This window comes from Streptomyces sp. NPDC046349, from assembly GCF_055587885.1.
This window is the reverse complement of record NZ_JBVJFK010000014.1, coordinates 241,306-259,298: the sequence shown is the minus strand read 5'-3', so window position 1 is coordinate 259,298 and position 17,993 is coordinate 241,306. Positions and strand designations below refer to the sequence as shown.

General features: G+C 71.2%; 15 protein-coding genes. 8 read left to right on the top strand and 7 right to left on the bottom strand.

Translation table 11 applies throughout. The annotated features are described in order from the left end of the window. Window positions 1-44: 44 nt before the first annotated feature. Window positions 45-794 carry an SOS response-associated peptidase gene (locus tag ACZ6JS_RS30250; RefSeq protein WP_469302620.1) on the top strand — a complete coding sequence of 250 codons (750 nt, stop codon included), beginning with the start codon at window positions 45-47 and terminating at the stop codon, window positions 792-794. A gap of 6 nt (window positions 795-800) precedes the next feature. Here ACZ6JS_RS30250 and ACZ6JS_RS30245 read toward each other — a convergent pair whose 3' ends face one another. Continuing rightward, window positions 801-1,739, bottom strand: a complete 939-nt coding sequence (locus tag ACZ6JS_RS30245) for a glycoside hydrolase family 16 protein (protein WP_469302618.1) — start codon at window positions 1,737-1,739, stop codon at window positions 801-803. A gap of 953 nt (window positions 1,740-2,692) precedes the next feature. Here ACZ6JS_RS30245 and ACZ6JS_RS30240 point away from each other — a divergent pair. Together ACZ6JS_RS30240 and ACZ6JS_RS30235 are read left to right on the top strand one after the other, a co-directional pair. Then, entirely contained in the window at window positions 2,693-4,780 is a 2,088-nt protein-coding gene (locus ACZ6JS_RS30240; protein WP_469302664.1) for a bifunctional polysaccharide deacetylase/glycosyltransferase family 2 protein, read from the top strand. Next, window positions 4,777-6,045 (top strand): acyltransferase family protein, encoded by a 1,269-nt coding sequence (locus tag ACZ6JS_RS30235; RefSeq protein WP_469302617.1) that lies wholly within the window; start codon window positions 4,777-4,779, stop codon window positions 6,043-6,045. Before ACZ6JS_RS30240 ends, ACZ6JS_RS30235 begins: the two co-directional genes overlap by 4 nt. Before the next feature lie 11 nt (window positions 6,046-6,056). Here the strand turns inward: ACZ6JS_RS30235 and ACZ6JS_RS30230 are convergent, their stop codons facing one another. Then, window positions 6,057-7,091 (bottom strand): endonuclease/exonuclease/phosphatase family protein, encoded by a 1,035-nt coding sequence (locus ACZ6JS_RS30230; RefSeq protein ID WP_469302615.1) that lies wholly within the window; start codon window positions 7,089-7,091, stop codon window positions 6,057-6,059. A 249-nt stretch (window positions 7,092-7,340) separates the two neighbouring features. Here ACZ6JS_RS30230 and ACZ6JS_RS30225 point away from each other — a divergent pair, with 249 nt between their 5' ends. Next, the gene (locus ACZ6JS_RS30225; RefSeq protein WP_469302613.1) at window positions 7,341-8,207 is read left to right on the top strand and encodes an ATP-grasp domain-containing protein; all 867 of its coding nucleotides are present in this window, start codon (window positions 7,341-7,343) and stop codon (window positions 8,205-8,207) included. 59 nt (window positions 8,208-8,266) lie between these two features. On the opposite strand, the gene ACZ6JS_RS30220 is transcribed toward ACZ6JS_RS30225, so the two are convergent. The 4 genes from ACZ6JS_RS30220 to ACZ6JS_RS30205 form a co-directional block, all read right to left on the bottom strand. After that, window positions 8,267-8,938: a hypothetical protein gene (locus ACZ6JS_RS30220; RefSeq protein ID WP_469302611.1), complete on the bottom strand. Its 672-nt coding sequence runs from the start codon at window positions 8,936-8,938 to the stop codon at window positions 8,267-8,269. Between the two features lie 145 nt (window positions 8,939-9,083). Further along, on the bottom strand, window positions 9,084-11,087 hold the full coding sequence (locus ACZ6JS_RS30215) for an RICIN domain-containing protein (RefSeq protein ID WP_469302609.1): 2,004 nt from the start codon (window positions 11,085-11,087) through the stop codon (window positions 9,084-9,086). Between the two features lie 504 nt (window positions 11,088-11,591). Then, on the bottom strand, window positions 11,592-11,789 hold the full coding sequence (locus ACZ6JS_RS30210; RefSeq protein ID WP_469302608.1) for a hypothetical protein: 198 nt from the start codon (window positions 11,787-11,789) through the stop codon (window positions 11,592-11,594). An 859-nt stretch (window positions 11,790-12,648) separates the two neighbouring features. Continuing rightward, window positions 12,649-13,149, bottom strand: coding sequence for a cupin domain-containing protein (locus ACZ6JS_RS30205; protein ID WP_469302606.1), 501 nt, complete (start codon window positions 13,147-13,149; stop codon window positions 12,649-12,651). Window positions 13,150-14,058: 909 nt separating this feature from the next. On the opposite strand from ACZ6JS_RS30205, the gene ACZ6JS_RS30200 reads away from it, so the two are divergent. The 4 genes from ACZ6JS_RS30200 to ACZ6JS_RS30185 all read left to right on the top strand — a co-directional run bounded on the left by ACZ6JS_RS30200 (window position 14,059) and on the right by ACZ6JS_RS30185 (window position 17,455). Beyond that, complete coding sequence (locus tag ACZ6JS_RS30200; RefSeq protein WP_469302604.1) at window positions 14,059-14,748, top strand: esterase/lipase family protein; 690 nt, start codon at window positions 14,059-14,061, stop codon at window positions 14,746-14,748. Between the two features lie 1,086 nt (window positions 14,749-15,834). After that, window positions 15,835-16,263 carry a hypothetical protein gene (locus ACZ6JS_RS30195; RefSeq protein ID WP_469302602.1) on the top strand — a complete coding sequence of 143 codons (429 nt, stop codon included), beginning with the start codon at window positions 15,835-15,837 and terminating at the stop codon, window positions 16,261-16,263. A gap of 11 nt (window positions 16,264-16,274) precedes the next feature. Further along, complete coding sequence (locus tag ACZ6JS_RS30190; RefSeq protein ID WP_469302600.1) at window positions 16,275-16,490, top strand: helix-turn-helix transcriptional regulator; 216 nt, start codon at window positions 16,275-16,277, stop codon at window positions 16,488-16,490. Continuing rightward, window positions 16,487-17,455, top strand: coding sequence for an NAD(P)-dependent alcohol dehydrogenase (locus ACZ6JS_RS30185; RefSeq protein ID WP_469302598.1), 969 nt, complete (start codon window positions 16,487-16,489; stop codon window positions 17,453-17,455). The genes ACZ6JS_RS30190 and ACZ6JS_RS30185 overlap by 4 nt, the downstream gene beginning before the upstream one ends. Window positions 17,456-17,483: 28 nt before the next feature. Here ACZ6JS_RS30185 and ACZ6JS_RS30180 read toward each other — a convergent pair whose 3' ends face one another. Continuing rightward, entirely contained in the window at window positions 17,484-17,990 is a 507-nt protein-coding gene (locus ACZ6JS_RS30180; RefSeq protein ID WP_469302596.1) for a CAP domain-containing protein, read from the bottom strand. Between the last annotated feature and the right edge of the window lie 3 nt (window positions 17,991-17,993).

The window sequence follows — 17,993 nt, the reverse complement described above, 5'->3', positions numbered from 1 at the left end:
GGCGCAACCGGCCGAATCCGCCGCCAAGTGGCAAGGTGGAGGACATGTGCGGCCGTTACGTCTCCACCCGTGGACCCGAGGACCTCTCCGGCCTCTTCCAGGCGGCGCCCCCGGATCCGGGGCATGTGCTGGAGCCCAGCTGGAACGTCGCGCCCACCGACGCGGTCTGGGCGGTGCTGGAGCGCGCCGACCGGGAGAGCGGGCTGCTGGAGCGCAGGCTGAGGCCCCTGCGGTGGGGCCTGGTGCCGTCGTGGTCGAAGAGCCCGTCCGGCGGCCCGAAGATGATCAATGCGCGCGTGGAGACGGTGCACGAGAAGCCCGCCTACCGGCGTGCCTTCGCCCAGCGCCGCTGCCTGCTGCCGGCGGACGGGTTCTACGAGTGGCAGGCCGTACCCGCCTCCGCCGGCGTGAAGGCCTACAAGCAGCCGTACTTCATCCGCCCCGAGGACGGTGCCGTCATGGCGATGGCCGGGCTCTACGAGTTCTGGCGCGACCCCGGCGTCGCCGACGACGATCCGGCGGCGTGGTGGGCGACCTGCACGATCATCACCACCGAGGCGACCGACGCGGCCGGCCGCGTCCACCCCCGTATGCCGCTCGCGCTCGCCCCCGCCGACTACGACGCCTGGCTCGACCCCGCCCACCAGGACGCGGACGCACTGCGTGCCCTGCTCGCCGCGCCCGGGGGCGGCCGGCTGGACGTCCGGGCCGTGTCGACGGCGGTCAACGACGTGCGCAACAACGGGCCCGAGCTCCTCGACGCTCCCGAGAACCCCGCGCCGACGGCGGAGTGAGGAAGGTCAGGCCTTCGGCACGGTGTTCACGTAGTCGGTGCCGGCACTGTAGAAGCCGTCCACCGTCTTTTGGACATCCGCGGGGGAAACAGCCTCATCGGCCTTGTAGTAGACCCAGTTGACCTTCACGTCCCACGTGCGCGGGCCGCCGGTGAAGGGCAGGTCGATGAACCAGTTGCTGAAGTGGATGTCCATCTTCTCGCGCGGGACGTACTTGCCGGAGCTGGTGAACAGCGTCTTGCCGTCCAGGGAGTAGGTGACCGATCCGTTCATCGCGGTGATCATCAGGGTGTGCCAGCCCTCGATGCGCTGCTTGAGCGTGTGGTTGACCCGGTCCGGCGGATCGGCCTTGTACCAGCTGACGTTGTCGAGCCGGGGACCCGCCGTGCCCCAGCCGCCGTTCGGCAGGTACTCGAAGTCGAGTTCGCTGTAGTCGTCCGAGGCGTCCGAGGGGGAGATCGGGAAGAACGTCTGGACCACGTGGTCGCCGTTGCGGCCGCTCGTGGGCTTGTCGCTGAAGTGGACCCGGGCGGCGTAGGTCCCGGTGAAGAGGTTCTTGCCGGTCCCCTGCATTTCGACCTGCCCGGTGCCCTGCTTGGTGCCGTCCGTGGAGGACCGCAGCTGCAGGACCCTGCCGCCCTGGGCGGTCGCGTCGGAGGGGAAGCTCGCGCCGGACGCGGTCCAGGTGTCCTTGATGCCCGGGCCGCCGCCGCCGGTGCGGACTTCCCAACCGTGGGCGGCGAGCGCGGGATCGTCCGGACCGCTGTAGTGGAAGCTGTCGAACAGGGTTCCCGGCGGGCCGGACGGGGTCGGCGAGGCGCTCGAGGCGGACGCGGCGCCATCGCCACCCGGGCCGCCGGAACACGCTGCGAGCACGCACAGGAGGGCAGGTAGCGCGAGCGCGGTCCACACGCGGGAACGACGGGTGCGGTGGGGCTGGCTCACACGGGCTCCTTGGGGCGTAGAGGCGGTACCTGGACACGCCCTCTGCAGGGGGATCAGCTGCTGATCCGACGAGTGCGTCATCCTAGGCGCGCGGTGACCGCCGCCGTGACCGCCGGGGTGGCCGCCGGGCGGCCCCCGGCCCGCCGGCCCCTCCGGTCCCCGTGCCGCAGGACCGGCTGAACGTGCACTGATCAGGCCCGGACCGAGGTGCGAGCGGCCCTACTAACCGGTATTACGTATTCCGTTTCGATCCGGTCACGACCTCCGAGTAGATCACTTCAAATCGGACATCCGGGCCAAGCCGCCTCAGTCCGGTGCACTAGCGTTCGCCCTGCGATCCCGCGGTCTCCGTACCCTGCAATGAAAGGCCTCGCAAGGTGCGCCCAGTCATCACCCCTGTGCAACGCGGGTCGACATACCAGCCGAAGTTTGAAATGTCCGAGTCGGATGCCGAGGAGTCCGCTCCCGCACCGGTGTTCGTCGACCAGTCGGGCCTGCGCGGCCGTCTCCTGCGGGGTTTCGGCTGGCCGGTCTCCGTGGTCGGAGCAGTGCTGGCGATCGCCATGGGGGGCAGCCTGATCGGCGTGCAGGCGGACGCCCCGGCGATGGGCATACCCGCGCAGCCCTCGCGCTCACCTGCGCCGCCGCTGTCGCCGACCCCGTCCTCGGGGTCGTCGGCGTCGGCCGCGGCGTCGCCACCTCGGAAGGTCACGCGGTCTGCGACTCCAGGGGCGAAATCCTCTGCCGCCCCCTCGAAGTCCGCCGCAGCCCCGCCGAAGCCCGCGTCCCCCGCTTCGAAGCCCGCCGCCCCCGCGCCGAACGGCGCGAAACCATCGGCCCGTCCGGCCAAGCAACCCTGATCACCCGCACCACCGCCTCCAGGAGCGTCATTGTCCCGCCACCAGCGCCGCCGGCAGTCCCTGCTCAGGCCGCGCCGACTGGCCGCGCCGCCGCTGCGCTTCTTCATGCCGCTGTCCCTGCTGGCCTGCCTGCTCGCCCTCCTCGTCCTGCGCGGCCTCGCCACCAACGAGGCGTTCCACGACTCCCGCATCGCGATCTCCGTCGACAAGACGACGGTCCCGCAGAACCTGCTCAAGGGCGGTCCGGTCATCGACGCGCGCGGCGCGAAGAACGAGCACCCCGTGAGCTACCACATCCCCGACCGCACCGCCGTTCTGAGCTTCGACGACGGCCCTTCGCCGGAGTGGACTCCGAAGATCCTCGAGCTGCTCGCGGCCCGCAAGATCCGTGCGGACTTCTTCGTGACCGGCGCGATGACCACGCGCAACCCGGACCTGATCCGGCAAATCGTCGCGGGCGGCCACGAACTCGGGGTGCACACCTTCACCCACCCGGACCTGGTGTACCAGTCCCACGCCCGGATCAGCTGGGAGCTGGCGCAGACGCAGCTGGCGTTGGCCGGCGTCGCGGGCGTCCACTCCGCGTTGTTCCGCCCGCCCTACTCCTCCGACGCCACCGCGATGGACGACTGGAACTACCCGGTGATCAAGTACGTGGGTGCGCGCGGCTACCTCACCGCGTTCATCGACCGCGACACCGAGGACTGGAAGCGCCCCGGCGTGGACGCGATCGTCAAGGCGGCGATGCCGGCCAAGCCCGGTGCGGGGGCGCTGATCCTGCTGCACGACGCGGGCGGCGACCGCACCCAGACCCTTGCCGCGCTCGTGCAGATCATCGACAAACTGCAGGCCCAGGGCTACCGCTTCACCACCATCTCCGAGGCACTGGGCGCCTCCAGCGCGACCGTGCCGGTGCACGGATTCCAGCTCTGGGCGGGCAAGGGATTCATCTGGGCCACCCAGGTCGCCGTGCGCACGCTGCCGGTGCTGGTCGGGCTGCTGGCCCTCGTCGGCTTCCTCAACTTCGGACGGTTCGCGCTGATGCTCGTCCTCGCACCGATCCACGCCCGCCGTTCCAAACGCCGGGACGCATGGGGGAGGCCCGTCACCGAACGGGTCACCGTACTGGTCCCGGCCTACAACGAGCGCGAGTGCATAGCCAACACCCTCCACTCCCTGGCCGCCAGCGACCATCCGATCGAGGTGATCGTCATCGACGACGGCTCCACGGACGGCACCGCGGACATCGTCGAGGAGATGGCCCTGCCGTTCGTCCGGTTGATCCGCAAGGCCAACGGCGGCAAGTCCAGCGCCCTCAACACCGGTATCGCGGCCGCCTCGCACGACATCATCGTGATGATGGACGGTGACACCGTCTTCGAGCCGTCCACCGTGCGGGAGCTGGTCCAGCCCTTCGGCGACCCGTCGATCGGCGCCGTCGCGGGCAATGCCAAGGTCGGAAACCGCGAGAGCCTGATCGGCGCCTGGCAGCACATCGAGTACGTCCTCGGCCACAACCTGGACCGCCGCATGTACGACATGCTGGGCGTCATCCCCACCATCCCCGGCGCGGTCGGCGCCTTCCGCAAGGAGGCCCTGCGGCGGGTCGGCGGCATGAGCGACGACACCCTCGCCGAGGACACCGACATCACCATCGCGGTGCTCTGCGACGGCTGGCGGATCGTCTACGCCGAACACGCCCGCGCCTGGACCGAGGCTCCCGCCAGCCTCCAGCAGCTCTGGTCCCAGCGGTACCGCTGGAGCTACGGCAGCATGCAGGCGATGTGGAAGCACCGCGGCGCCGTGACCGCCCGCGGCCCGGCCGGGCGCTTCGGCCGGATCGGGCTGCCGCTCGTCGTGCTGTTCGGCGTGATCGCCCCCCTGCTGGCACCCCTGGTCGACCTGTTCCTGCTGTACGGCGTGCTGTTCGGGGACGCCCCGATCACCCTCACCAGCTGGGGCGGCTTCATCCTGCTCCAGGCCGCACTGTCCTGGTACGCCTTCCGGCTCGACAACGAGAAGCCCTGGCACCTCATCAGCCTGCCGATCCAGCAACTTGTCTACCGGCAGCTGATGTACATCGTCCTCCTTCAGTCCGCGATCACGGCGATGACCGGTGGCCGGCTGCGCTGGCAGAAGCTCCGGCGCACCGGCGAGGTCGCCGTACCGGTGGAGGCATGACCGTGTACGCATCAACCGAACCCGGTCGCACCCGGGACACCGTCCAGCTGAGGGTTCCCGCCGCTCTACGAGCTGAGCCGGAGCCGCAGCCGGAGCCGCAGGCGCCGGTGCCGACCGGGCACGAGGGCGGCCGGAACCGCTACTTCGACCTGCTGCGCGCGCTGGCGCTGGCCCGCGTGATGCTCTACCACAATTTCGGCTGGTTCTGGCTGCCCCTCGTCTTCCCGTCGATGGGCGTGATGTTCGCCCTGGCCGGAGCGCTGATGGCCCGCTCGCTCAGCCGTCCCGCCCTCGGCGTGATCCGCGGCCGACTGCGCCGACTGCTGCCGCCGATGTGGCTGTTCGGCGCCGTCCTGATCGCCCTCCAGATCCACGCCGGCTGGGGCCCCCAGTCCGAGGGCCACCCTGGATGGTGGTGGTCCAAGCTGGCCTTCTGGATCCTGCCGCTGAGCACCCCGCCGTACGCGGACGAGCTGTCCGGCTTCCAGCTCGTGGAATCCACGTGGGCCGCGCAGATCACCGTCCCGCTCTGGTACCTCCGGGCCTACCTCTGGTACGTGCTGCTCTCGCCGCTGCTGCTGCGGGCCTTGCGACGGTTCCCGGTGGCTACGCTGGCCGCCCCCCTGGCGATGGTGATCGTCATGAACGTGTTCCTCCTCGACCAGGAGTTCATCTACGGCCGGGTCTGGGAGACCGCCAACGACTTCGCCACCTTCGGTGCCTGCTGGGTCCTCGGCATGGCCCACCAGGAGGGGCTCCTCAGGAGGATCCCGCAGTACGTGCTGCCGTCCGTCGCGCCGCTGATCATGGTGGCGGCCCTGTGGTACCTGCAGACCCGTCCGGTCGACCCGACCGTGCCGACCGACATCGAGTCCTGGCCGATCGCCCAGGCCCTGTGGTCCATCGGCTTCGTCGCCATCCTGCTGCACGTCAGCCCGTCCTGGGACCGGTGGCCCAGGCCGCTGGAGCGCTGGAACGGCCTGGTCGGCCTGCTCAACGCACGCGCCGTCAGCGTCTACCTCTGGCACCAGGTCGCCCTGGTGGTCGCCATCCCGCTGATCGACCCGCTGTGGAGCGTCCCCTTCGTCTACGCGAACTTCCAGTGGCTGCTGGCCAGCCAGTGGTTCACGCTGCTGGTGGCCATACCGCTGCTCGGACTGCTGGTGCTGACCTTCGGCTGGGTCGAGGACCTGGCGGCCAGACGTCCGCCGCGGCTCCTGCCGTACCCGCGCCGCCCACGGGGCAGGCGCCGGGCCGCCGACTGACGCAGGCCGCTTCAGCGCCCGCGGGAATCCGGCCGCGAGCCGGTCGCGGGGTCCCAGGTGATGCGGGCGACCACCGGCAGGTGGTCGCTGCCGGTGGCGGGAAGCGTCCGGATCCCGGCGACGGTCGCCGACCGCGCCAGCACCTGGTCGATCCGGGACACCGGGAAGGACGCGGGCCAGCTGAGGGCGAACCCCCGCCGGGGCGCCGCCATCCGTGAGGTCAACGGAGCGAGCCCGCGGTCGTCCACGGTGCCGTTCAGGTCGCCGAGCAGGACCACCCGGTCCACCGGCTCGGCGGCGACGGCCGCGCCCAGCAGTCGCGCGCTCTCGTCCCGCAGCTGCGAGGCGAAGCCGGACGGCCGGATGCGGACCGAGGGCAGGTGGGCGACGTACACCGCGATCTCGCCCTGCGGGGTGCGCACTCCGGCCCGCAGGCCGCGGCTCCAGCCCTCCCCGATCGCCGCCGGCTTGATGTCCAGGCGCCGTACGTCCGTCAGCGGGTACCTCGACCAGAGGCCGACCGTGCCCTCGACCGCGTGATGCGGGTACCGCGACTCCAGCGCCGCCTCGTAGGCCGGCAGAGCGGCGGGGGTCACCTCCTCCAGGGCGACGAGCTCCGGTGCGGCAGCGGCCAGGGCGGCCGCCGTGCCCGCCGGGTCCGGGTTCTCGTCGCTGACGTTGTGCTGGACCACCGTGAGGTGGGGGGCGCCGCTCTGCTCGGGCAGGAGCAGCCCGCCGAACTGGCCCAGCCACGCCACGGCGGGCAGCAGCAGCGCCACGAGAGCCACGGCCGACCGGCGCACGAGCGCCGCCACGAGGAGCAGTGGAACCGCCAGGCCCAGCCAGGGCAGGAACGCCTCGAGAAGGCTGCCGAGGCGCCCGACGGCATCGGGTACGGCGGAGTGGAACGTCAGCACCGCGGCGGTCAGCAGGGCGAGCAGGGCGAGAACCCGCCCGCGAGTACCCCCGGCCGTCCGCCACCGGGCGATCCAACGCACACCGCCGGCCGCACCGCCGTCCCTCTGCCCGGCCGAAGCCCCGCCCATCCGTCCCGCCCGTTCCCGTCCTGCCCCGACCTGTCCTGGAGTGTCCCGTCGCGCCGGGATGTGCAGCAGCACGACACCATCCGCTACGACGCTCGAATCCCCGCCGGGGTTCCCGTCCGCCACCGGCGCATACGCCGCCGCAGGGTCCGCGGACCTGCCTGTGCGAAGGTGACCGCCGGGGTCCGGTCGCAGGGCCGGCCAGGAACGAGAGGACGGGACAGCCGGATGGGTGCAGCGAGGGTCGCGGTCGTGACGAGCGACACCGGACTCGACCAGGACGCCGACCTGCCGATGCTGCTGGAGGCCCTGCACACGGCGGGTCTTTCCGCGGAGCCGGTGGCCTGGGACGCGGACCCCCGGCAATGGCGAGGTTTCGACCTGGCCGTCATCCGCTCGACCTGGGACTACGTCGGACGGCTCGGCGAGTTCCTCGCCTGGGCCGATGCCACGGCCCGCGTCACCCGGCTGTGGAATCCGGCCCCGCTGGTGCGCTGGAACAGCGACAAGCACTACCTGCTCGACCTCGCCGCGCGAGGGGTTCCCGTGGTGCCGACCCGCTGCATCGCACCGGGCGAAGAGTGCGCCGAGGAGGACTTCGACGGCCCCCACGGAGTGGTGGTCAAGCCCTCCGTCTCCGCCGGCGCGCGGGACACCGCACGCTACGAGCCGGGCCGCGCGGCGGACGCCGTACGCCACGCCGGCATGCTGCTGGAGCAGGGCCGTACCGCGATGGTCCAGCCGTACCTGCCGCTGGTGGAGGAGGGCGAGCGCGCCCTGGTCTTCTTCGCCGGGACCTTCAGCCACGCGATCCGCAAGCAGGCCCTGCTGACCGAGCCCGGGCAGATGGACAATTCCCGCGTGGCGCATCCCGGCGCCGCGCTCCACACCCCGACGGGGGCGGAGTTGCGCACGGCGAGGGCGGCGCTCGCCGCGGCGCCCGGCGCGGGCGAACCTCTGTTCGCCCGGGTGGACCTGGTGCTGGACGAGGCCCGGGAGCCGGTGGTGATGGAACTGGAGCTCATCGAGCCCAATCTGTTCCTCGGACTCGCCCCTCGGGGAGCGGACGGGCTCGCCCGGGCTGTGGCGGCGGCGACCCGGGAGGCAAACGCCTGGTAGAGGCGTCATTCCGATCAGGCCGGGTTCGTGCGGCCCGGCCCGACCGGTCGGCGAACCGGCTATGACGTCCTGCACGCGCCGCGCATCCGGCGGCGGCGCAGCAGCAGGCCGACGCCCGCCCCGGCCAGGGCGGTCACCGCCACACCCGCCGTGGTCCACCAGACGGCGTCCCCGTCGGCGCCGGCCGCCGCCCGCGTACCGGAGGGAGCCGGAGCGGAGGACGACGAGTCCGCGGAGGTCGCCGCGGCGGAGCCGGAGCCGGAGCCGGAAGCTGCGTCGGGCGTCGGGGCCGAGACGGCCGGAGTACCGCCGGCCGCACCACCGGTGCTCGCCGCGCCGGTGGTCGGCGCCGGGTCCACCACGGGCACGCCGACTTCGAGTTCACCCTTGCCGAGTGCGGGGAACCCCACCTCGACCGTGACCTTCCACGAACCGGGCGGCAGCGTCTCGGCCGTGGTCCAGCCGGCGGGCGCTGCCGCCGGGTCGCGGACCAGGCGCCAGGGGCCCATCGTGCGGGTGCCGTCGACGCTGACCGCGTTCACGGTGGCGGCGACGGTCTCGTCGACGGCGTCCCCGTCGTTCTCCCAGGTGATGTCTGTGGTGACGTGGCCGGCGCGTTGCCCGGTCACCACCACCTTCAGGGTGTCTCCGTGGGCATGGGCGGCGGTGGGGATCAGGAACATGAGACCGAGTGCGGTCAGGGTGGCCGAGAGAGCGATTCTTATGCGCATCGTCGGGTGCTCCGGTCGAGATGAGGGGAACCCGGCGGACGGCCGCACGGGGGCGGCCGTCCGCCGGGGTGGGATCACGGCGTCACGGGGTGGTCCCGGCGCCAGGGCGTGCGAGCGCCTGGGCGTCCGGGCGTGGCGGCAGTGCTCAGCCGGACTTCTGGAGGGTCCAGGCCTGCGCCGCGCGGCCGTCCGCACGCTGGAGGTCGAGCAGCCAGTTCCCGTAGTAGGGGCGGTTGCTGACGGTGAGGGCGAAGCCGCCGCTCGCATCCGTGACGGTCACCGCGCCACCGCGGGTCGTCAGCTTCCAGGCCTGCGCGCCGTTGTTCTTGTCGCAGGGCTGCTGCGAGACCCACATGCCCGGGGCGGGCGCGGAGCCCGGCTGGAGGCACTTGCCGGAGACCGCGGACCGGATGCGGACCTGCCCGCTGCCCGCGTCGTCGAAGTACCACTGCTGCTGGGCGTAGCCGTTGGCGCGGCCGCCGACAAGCACGGTGCCGTCGGCGGTGCGGCCGCCCCACACCTCGGCGGCCATGCCGGTGCTGCCGTTGCCGAGCGTGTAGCGGCTGCCCGGGGTGGTCGCCCCGCCGCCGGCGCCGGTCGTACGGAAGGTCGCCGCCTTCCCGGGACCGCTGTCGCGGCCGGAGGCGTCACGGGCGGAAACGGTCACCGTGTACGAGGTGTTGGGCTGGAGGTTGTAGATGCGCAGTACCTGCGACTGGACCCATGCCAGGTGCTTGCCGTTCAGCATGACCTGGTACCAGGCGGTGCCCTCGACCTTGGGCCAGCTCACCACGACGGAGTCGGACTGGATCTGGGCCGCCGTCGCGGTCGGTCCGCCCGTGGGCTTCTTGGTCGGCGTGGGGCTCGGCTTCTTCGTGGGTGTCGGGTTCGGGTTGGGACCGGGGTCCGTGCCGCCGCCTCCGCCCTTGCTCTTCATCAGGAACTGGTTGTCGGCGATGTTCCAGTGCGTGGCCAGGTAGCTGCCCGGCTTGGGACTGGTGTGGAAGTAGTCGTCGTGGTTGCAGTCCAGGATGTTCTCGGACGCCTGGTTGGTGCAGATGTTGCGCATCTTCGGGTAGTACGGGGTGTCCGAGTAGCACATGACGTCGTACTCGTCGGTGCAGTGCGCGCCACGGCTGGTGTTCGGTGCGCTGTTGTTCACGGCGCCCAGGTTGTGGCCGAGCTCGTGCGCCGCGGTGTGACCGCCCCAGCAGCCCGAGTCCGTACGGCCGTAGGACGGGCCGAAGTTGCTCTGGTTGGCCTGGCCGGGACGCTCGTCGCCCGCGAAGGTGCCGATGCCGCAGTAGACCTGGCTGTCGGCGAAGATCATGTACTTGCGGTCGCGGCGGTCGAGGCCCTTGGCGGCGAGTGCGTTGTTCGTCGCGCTGAACTCCGCCAGGGCGTTGGCCGGGAGCTCTATGTTGAGCACGGTGGGCGTGCAGTCCGCGGCGGTGACGTAGCGGATGTGCCGTACGCCGCCGGTCTCCTTGGCGCTCGCCGAGTAGATCAGGTCGGCGTCGGCCGCCCACTTGCGGAACGAGGCCACGTACTCGGAGTAGCGGTCCTTGCCGGGGGCGTGGACGTACACGACCTGCACGCGGTTGCCGGTGCTGCCGTCACCGTCGCACTGGACGGTCTGGCCCGCGGGCCCTGCGGCGACGGCCTGGCCCCCCTCTGCGGCGGCCGGCTGGGGCGCGCTGTCCTTGGTGGCCGCGGCGTCGGCCGCGGGCGCGTCCTGAGGACGCCCGCCGCCTTCCTTGGTGGCCGGGTCGTCGGTGGAGGGCTTGGCCGGATCGGCCGCCGGTGCCGTCTCCTTGACGGCCGGCGGGATCTCCTTGGTGATGTCGACGCCCTTGGGCGGTGCGTCGGGACCATGGGTGCAGTGCCCGTCCCCCGTGCGGTAGACGCCGACGCAGCGGTCGCCCTTGGGCGCGGGCTGAAGGCCGTCGTAGACCATCCCGCGCGCGCTCTCGTTGGCGGGCGCCGCGGAGAGCGGTTCCGGCTCCTTGTCGCGGGCGGGGGCGGCGGCCGGAGCGGAGGCGGCGGCCTCGACGGTGTCGGCGGCCTGGGCTCCGTCTCCGAGCCCGGAGTAGGCGATGCCCGCGGCTATCACCGCTCCTGCTGCCACGGCGGCGGTGGCGAGTATCAACCGCCGGGGTTTACGGCGGTGGTCGGCTGCACGTCTGCGACGTCCTGTCATGGGCACCTCAAATCGATGTCGGACTAGTGGGTGCGCGGAAGCCTGCCAGACGAATGCTGCGGAGAATTCGGACAAACGGGGGCGTGGTCCGAGAAATCATTCCGTTACCTGTCGGCATGATTTGACGAACACTCAACTTGCAATAAAAACAAGCGAGTTACGCGCGTTGCGCAGGAAAGGTCCAGTCCTTTCCGGTCGGGTTGTTATCAAATCGAGATATGATGCGGAGGCTTGTTGACGGGAATTCAGTCAGGAATTCACCTAATTACTACCTCCTGAATTCTTTCCGTCACGAGCGGTAAGGGCCGGCACCCCGCTCCCACCCGTCGGTCCGTCGGTTCCCTTATGGAGCCCGCCAGTTGCCTCCGTAGGCCGCCCGGGGCCCGGGCCGCAACCGCCCCGCACGCGGGCGGGGCGGCGGGGAGGGGCGGCGGGGCCGGGGCGTACGGCCGATCAGTCGTCGAAGACGCCCAGGCCGTTGCGGGCGAGATGCTCGGGATCGGTGAGGATGTCGAGCGCGACGACGCCGGGTGGCCCGTTGACCAGCGCCGGACGCGCGGCAACGGGAAGCCCGTGCGCACGGCCTGGCTCCCGCTGGTGTCCGAGGCCCGCCCGGACCGTCGTACGCTCCCGCTCCGACTGTGCGGGCACGTGCCCCGCTGCTCCCGGACCACTGCGTGCCCGATGAACCGCATCCGCAGCGCTGCCTGGTGCACCACCGTCTCGTCGGGTCCCGCTGACCCGCCCGAACGCAAGAACTGACCAACCCCGTCATGGGTGGGTCCTTCTGCTTTCCGCTCCCCACGTTCCCGGTCGGTTCACTGCGTGGACCGAAGGGGCGAAGCTGCAGTAAGCGCAACTCGAGATCCGCATCGTGGTCAGCGGTACCAGATACTGGCCCTGGCCGGACTGGCCGGAGTGCGCCCGCTTCCTCGGGGCCGCTTCTTTTTCCGTGTGCTGTCCGGGCGCCGGGGGAGGGGGCGGACGCGGAGGGAGCTTGGAGGACGAGTCCGCCGCTGCGAAGCGGCTCCTCGGCTGGCGCGGGAGGACGGCACACGACACCGCGAGGCAGCTGAGGACGACGGGGTGCGACACCGGCTCAGGCCGTGCTTCGGTCCAGTGAGGTTTCGCACGCCAGCCAGTCGTCCGCTGGATCGCGGGCAGCCCGACCGCCGACCTGCCGGCCGCCTTCCGGCGGGGCAGGTAACCCTTGCCCGGACGCTGTCAGGGCCCTTCCACCTCGCCACCCTCCCGTCGGCTGCCGGAAGCCCGTTGAGGACGGCCCTCGTCTCAGTCGTCACCGTCCTGAACGACGAGGTCTGGGCGCCGCCCGAGCAAGGAACCCCGGGGCCTCCCATCACAACAGCGAGTCGGGCGGAAGCGGGCTGGCCGCCCCACGCCGTGCTGCCCGCACCGGCGCGAGCGACTTCCAGACCTCACCGTATGCACTCCGCCGCCGCTCGGCCGACACCGCCCCCCCCTCGAAAAGAAGCAGAACTGCCTGGTCGCGCTACGGGCGACCCGGTCGGCAGTAGCGCTGGACGAGGTCGGCGTGCTCGGGGAAACGGGTCATGAGCTCGTCCGGGCGGGCCAGGGTCATGTCGGCGTAGTCGAAACCGGGCGCCACGGCTTCACTGATCAGGGCGTGGTCACCGGCGACGAGGTGGGAGGCCTTCCAGACCCCTCCGGGCACGGCCAGGGTGAGGACCTCTTCTCGGCCGACGTCCTGCCCGAGGACGGCGCGGCTGTAGCGACCGTCGGGGTGGAGCAGGTGATAGGTGATCGGTTCGCCGTGGTGGTGGAAGTGCAGGACGTCGGATCGGTTGACGTGCCAGTGACCCACGGGTGACCAGTGCGTGAGGAGGTAGTGGATGGAGGTCAGCGTGTAGCGCTCACCAGCGGGTGTCGGGATGCGCGGACGGTGATCAGCCTGGAAGGTCCGCCGGAAGTATCCGCCTTCGATATGGGCTTCCAGCCCGAGGGCGTCGATCCAGTGCTGCGCTGTGATCAAGTCGTCCTCCGGTGCCCGTGAAGGCGGCCACATGCCTGGGCCGTGCCTCTGTCCAGGTCAACCTATGCGCAATAAGCCGCGTCCGGCGGTGTGGTTCGGAACGGCACCGAGGCGCGTTCGAGAGGGACCTGGCGGCCAGTCGGCCGGCGCGGCGCCGTTTCCGAGCACCGACCACGCCATTCGCGAGGATCCGGAATGCCGACAGGGTTGCGAGCTGCCGTCGCCCTCGCCGGCCGGCAACGCACCGTCCTCGGCGGACTGGGGACGCGGACGTCCGGTGGCCTCGGCGTGTGGCTCACGTGTGCCGACGGCGTGGGCCGTCGCAGCACCCCACGTGTTCCAAGGGCAGGCGACCTGCGGATGGGCCCGACCAGGGTCAGGCCTCCACTCCCACCTGGGCCCACAGCAGTTCCGCAAGCCGCTGACGATACTGCGACGGGTCGACGCGGACGCGGCCTGTAAGGCCGGCCGTGAGCCTGCCGCCGGAGGGGCCAGGCCCTGCTGGTCGCCGCTAACGGGTGCACGCACCTGACCGCGCGCCAGCTCGCGCCCCTGTCCGGAATCCGAGCACGGTGTGGCCGCCGCGCCGACCGGTCCGGCCCATAACAGCCGGCTCCACGAGGCTTTGCCCGGGCCGTTCAGGCGGCCGGGTAGTCCGGGGGCGCCGGGGCGGCGGGGTGCGAACATGCCGCGTGAGCAGCTTCCGCCCCGCCCTCACCGAACGTCGGTCGCCCTGGGTCTCCTTCACTTCCCCCCCGCCGACCCCTGGGGCGGCCGAGGCAGAGCCGCGGGCCCGGGGCGGGATCGTCCGGCGCCGTCACGTTTCTGCGGTGAATCACTGCCCCCGGGCGGGTGAGTGAGCGCAGGAGAGCCCCGGAGAATCCGCCGCGGCGCGGTACACAACAGGGCATGAGCAAAATCCTGGTACGGAGCGCGCGCGTGCTCCTCCTTGCCGTCGTGCCGCTGCTTCCCACCGCCTCTCCCGCAACCGCGCAGGTCGTTTCAGCCGAAGCGCTCACCCCCGATCCCGTGGTGTTCGTGCACGGCTGGAACCCGGACCCCTCGCCCTGGCAGGCCCTGGCCGACCGACTCCACACCGACGGGTGGCCGCACAGCCACCTCGACCAGTGGAGCTACAACCACACGCAGTCCAATGCCACCACCGCCGAGCAACTCGCCGAGGAGATCGACCGTGTCCTGAAGCGTACGGGCGCCACCAAGGTCGATATCGTCAGCCACTCGATGGGCGCCCTGTCCTCCCGCCACTACCTCAAGCACCTTGGCGGCGCCGACAAGGTCGACGCATGGGTCTCCCTGGCCGGCCCCAATCACGGCACCCACACCGCTCGCCTGTGCGCCGGCGCTCCCTGCGTCGAAATGCGACCCGGCTCCACCTTCCTCAACGCCCTCAACGCCGGTGACGAGACCCCGGGCGCCACGCGCTATGCCACCTGGCGTTCCCCCTGCGACCAAGTCGTCAACCCGCCCGACAGCGTCACTCTGGCCGGGGCACTCAACCGCACTACCGACTGCTTGGGCCACAGTGAACTGCGCACCGACGAACATGTCCATGATGAGGTCAAGGCACACATCCAGTAGTGCCCCGCCCTACCGCTCCCCGGCGCCAAGGCGTGGGGCAGATCCGCCCCCCGGGCCGTACGAAGTACGGCGGTAGGGCGGCGAATCCCTGTGCGAGCGAACTCGTTCGAGACGCCGTTCGAGAACGTGGCACCCTGTACTGCATGACGATCAACCGAAAGGCCCATGCCGCGTAGACGGCCAGGGCATATCCGGGCCAGCATCCCGGACCGCCAGCATTCGCGGCACTCAAGGCCGGCCATCGACCGCCTCTCCTCGCGAGCGTTGTCCGAGATAGTTCGCCTTGAACGCACTCGGAACTATCTTCAGCCGGGCGACATCAGCGCGGCATTGCGCCTGTGGAAGGACTACGTCCACCGCCCCGCACGCGACCTCTGGCACGACGACGAGTTCGGCAACGCGCACTGGTACTGCTGTGGCAACCCTCTCGATGGCCGTGCCCTACTCGACGGCGTGATCCGAGCGATGTCGCCTCGCGGAGCCCGCGAACTCCGAAAGATCATCGAAGAGCTCGACGCCTCCATGGGCCCGTTTTACCCGGCCACAGACCACCGAAGATGAAGAACAAGGTTAGGAGGCAGACGACATCACCCCCCGCCCTCGAACGCCCGCACCCGGGAAGTGAGCCGGGACGCTTGGGTGTCGTTGTCCGTCCTGTGCGGTCAGAAGCAGAAGCCCAAGCATTGGCGTGGGTGGTGCCCGGCGCGGTAGCCGCTCCTGCCGCGGACCGGCCGTCGTTGCGCAGCGCGTCCTCGGACGTGGCGGCCAGTCAGGGGCGGGGACGGTTGCGCTGCCCTGCCGGCCGGCCGCGGCCTCGAGCCGGCCCTCGGCGTGGGGTTCGTCGGGTCCGCGGATGTGGGCGCTCTCCGCTCTGTCGGCGCTGCACGTGAGGCTGCCCGGGGGTCCCAGGGGTGCGCGCGTGACCGTACGAGGGGTGAGGCCCCGGTATGTGCAGAAGCCCCGCGCGGGCCGCCGAGGGGCGTCGGGGCGGGGGTGGAGCACCTCGGCGGTGTACAGAATTATTGACATGGTGTCTCGAATCCTTGACATTGGAGGTGTCGGGTTTTCTTTACATGAGGAGTGGCCGTGGCAGTCGAGGAAAAACGCGCGTGGATCATGATCGTGGTCACGCTCGCGTCGTACGGGGCCTACCTGGCCATCGTCCTCGGCCGGCCGGGCAGTGGGCCCCTCGCCGACGCGCCGTACGTGGCCGCCCTGCTGTGGACCGTCGGCGCGTCCGTCGTCGCGTCGATCGCGCTCCATACCGCCGTCGCCCTCCTCACCCCCGAAGAGGACAGGGCCAGGGATCAGCGCGACCGGGAGATCCACCGCTTCGGCGAGTACGTCGGACAGTCCTTCGTCGTGATCGGCGGTGTGGCCGCGCTCGCGCTGGCGATGGCCGACGCGGACCAGTTCTGGATCGCCAACGCCGTCTACCTGGCCTTCGTGTTGTCGGCGCTGCTCGGCTCCACGGCGAAGATCGTCGCCTACCGACTGGGGTTCCAGCCGTGGTGAGGCCGACGCTCGTGACCAACAGGATCCGGGCCCTGCGCTTCGCCCACGGCGAGATGACACAGGCCGAGCTGGCCCGCCGGATCGGCGTGACCCGGCAGACCGTCATCGCCATCGAACAGGGCCGGTACTCGCCCTCCCTGGAGAAGGCGTTCCAGATCGCCCGCGTGTTCGCGGTACCGCTCGACGCGGTGTTCCAGTACTCCGAGACCGAGGGAGACCAGTCGTGAAGGCCATCGTCCAGGACGTGTACGGACCGCCCGAGGTGTTGCGGCTCGAGGAGACGCAACGGCCGGTCCCGGGCCGCGGCCGGGTGCTCGTACGGGTCCAGGCCGCAGCCGTGGACCAGGGGGTCTGGCACCTGATGGCGGGCATGCCGTACGCGGTGCGTGCCGCCATGGGCCTGCGGGCCCCCCGGACCCGCGTGCCGGGCATGGACCTCGCCGGGCGGGTGGAGGCCGTAGGCCCGGACGTCACCCGCTTCCGGCCGGGCGACGATGTGTACGGCAGCGGCGAGGGGTCGTTCGCCGAGTACGCGTGCGCCAAGGAGAGCGCCCTCGCGCCGAAGCCGCGGAACCTCGGCTTCGAGCAGGCCGCCGCCGTGCCCGTGTCCGGGTGCAGCGCTCTCACGGCGCTGCGGGAGACCGGCCGGGTCAGGCCCGGGCAGTCGGTCCTGGTCATCGGCGCCTCGGGAGGCGTGGGCTCCTTCGCCGTGCAGTTGGCCAAGGCGTTCGGGGCGCACGTCACCGGCGTGTGCAGCGCCGCCAAGGCCGACTTCGTGCGGTCCCTGGGCGCGGACGCGGTCATCGACTACGCGGTCGAGGACCCCGCCGACGGCAGCCGCCGCTACGACCTCGTCCTCGACATCGCGGGCAACCGCCCCCTCACCCGCCTGCGAGGCGCACTCACCCCGCGCGGGGCCCTCGTCATCGTCGGCGGGGAGGGAGGCGGCCGCTGGCTCGGCGGAAACGAACGCGCCCTCGGGGCGCTGCTGCTGTCGCCCTTCGTCTCCCACCGGCTCCGCCCGCTCGCCTCCGTGGTGCGCGCCGGCGATCTCGAGGCCCTCACGGAGCTCCTGGAGGCGGGCTCGATCTCCCCGGCCGTCCACCGCAGTTACCCGCTGGCGGAGGTTCCTGACGCCATCCGCGACCTGAGGGCGGGACGCGTGCACGGGAAGGCCGTGATCTGCCTTTAGGCCGGCTCGTACGCCGGGGCCGCGGGGTTCACTGCTGGCAGCGCCCGAAAGTCACCACATAGGTTCCGGCCTGGCTCGCTCCGGCTCCGGCCCGGTCGGCCGCACCCGGCTGGGCCCAGGCGCCGATCTCCCGCATCGACGGGTCGAGGATGATCTGGCGGTGCCCCCACGTACTGACGTTCATCCACCAGTTGACCGCGGCGTTCGGAGTCCCCGAACCGCCCCAGCCCGTGTACGTGATCTCGGCAACCGCCCATGACGTGGGATTCGGGCAGTAGCCCGCGGCCCTGATCCGGCTCTGCGGTGTCGAACCGGTCTGCGGATTGCGGTGCGAGTCCTTACCCGGTCCCCACCACTTCAGCTGCACCGCAGCGGCCGCGTGCTGCTGCGCCGCGGTTGTCAGTGCCTGGTTCGTGGTGAGGGCGGCCAGCCCCCTCTGTGTGCGTTGGTTGTTGATGAGGCACACCAGCGCGTTCCGTACGGCGGTGTCGTTGCTGCCGCTCGGCGCTCGGGCGGCAGCCGCAGCGTCGCACACGAC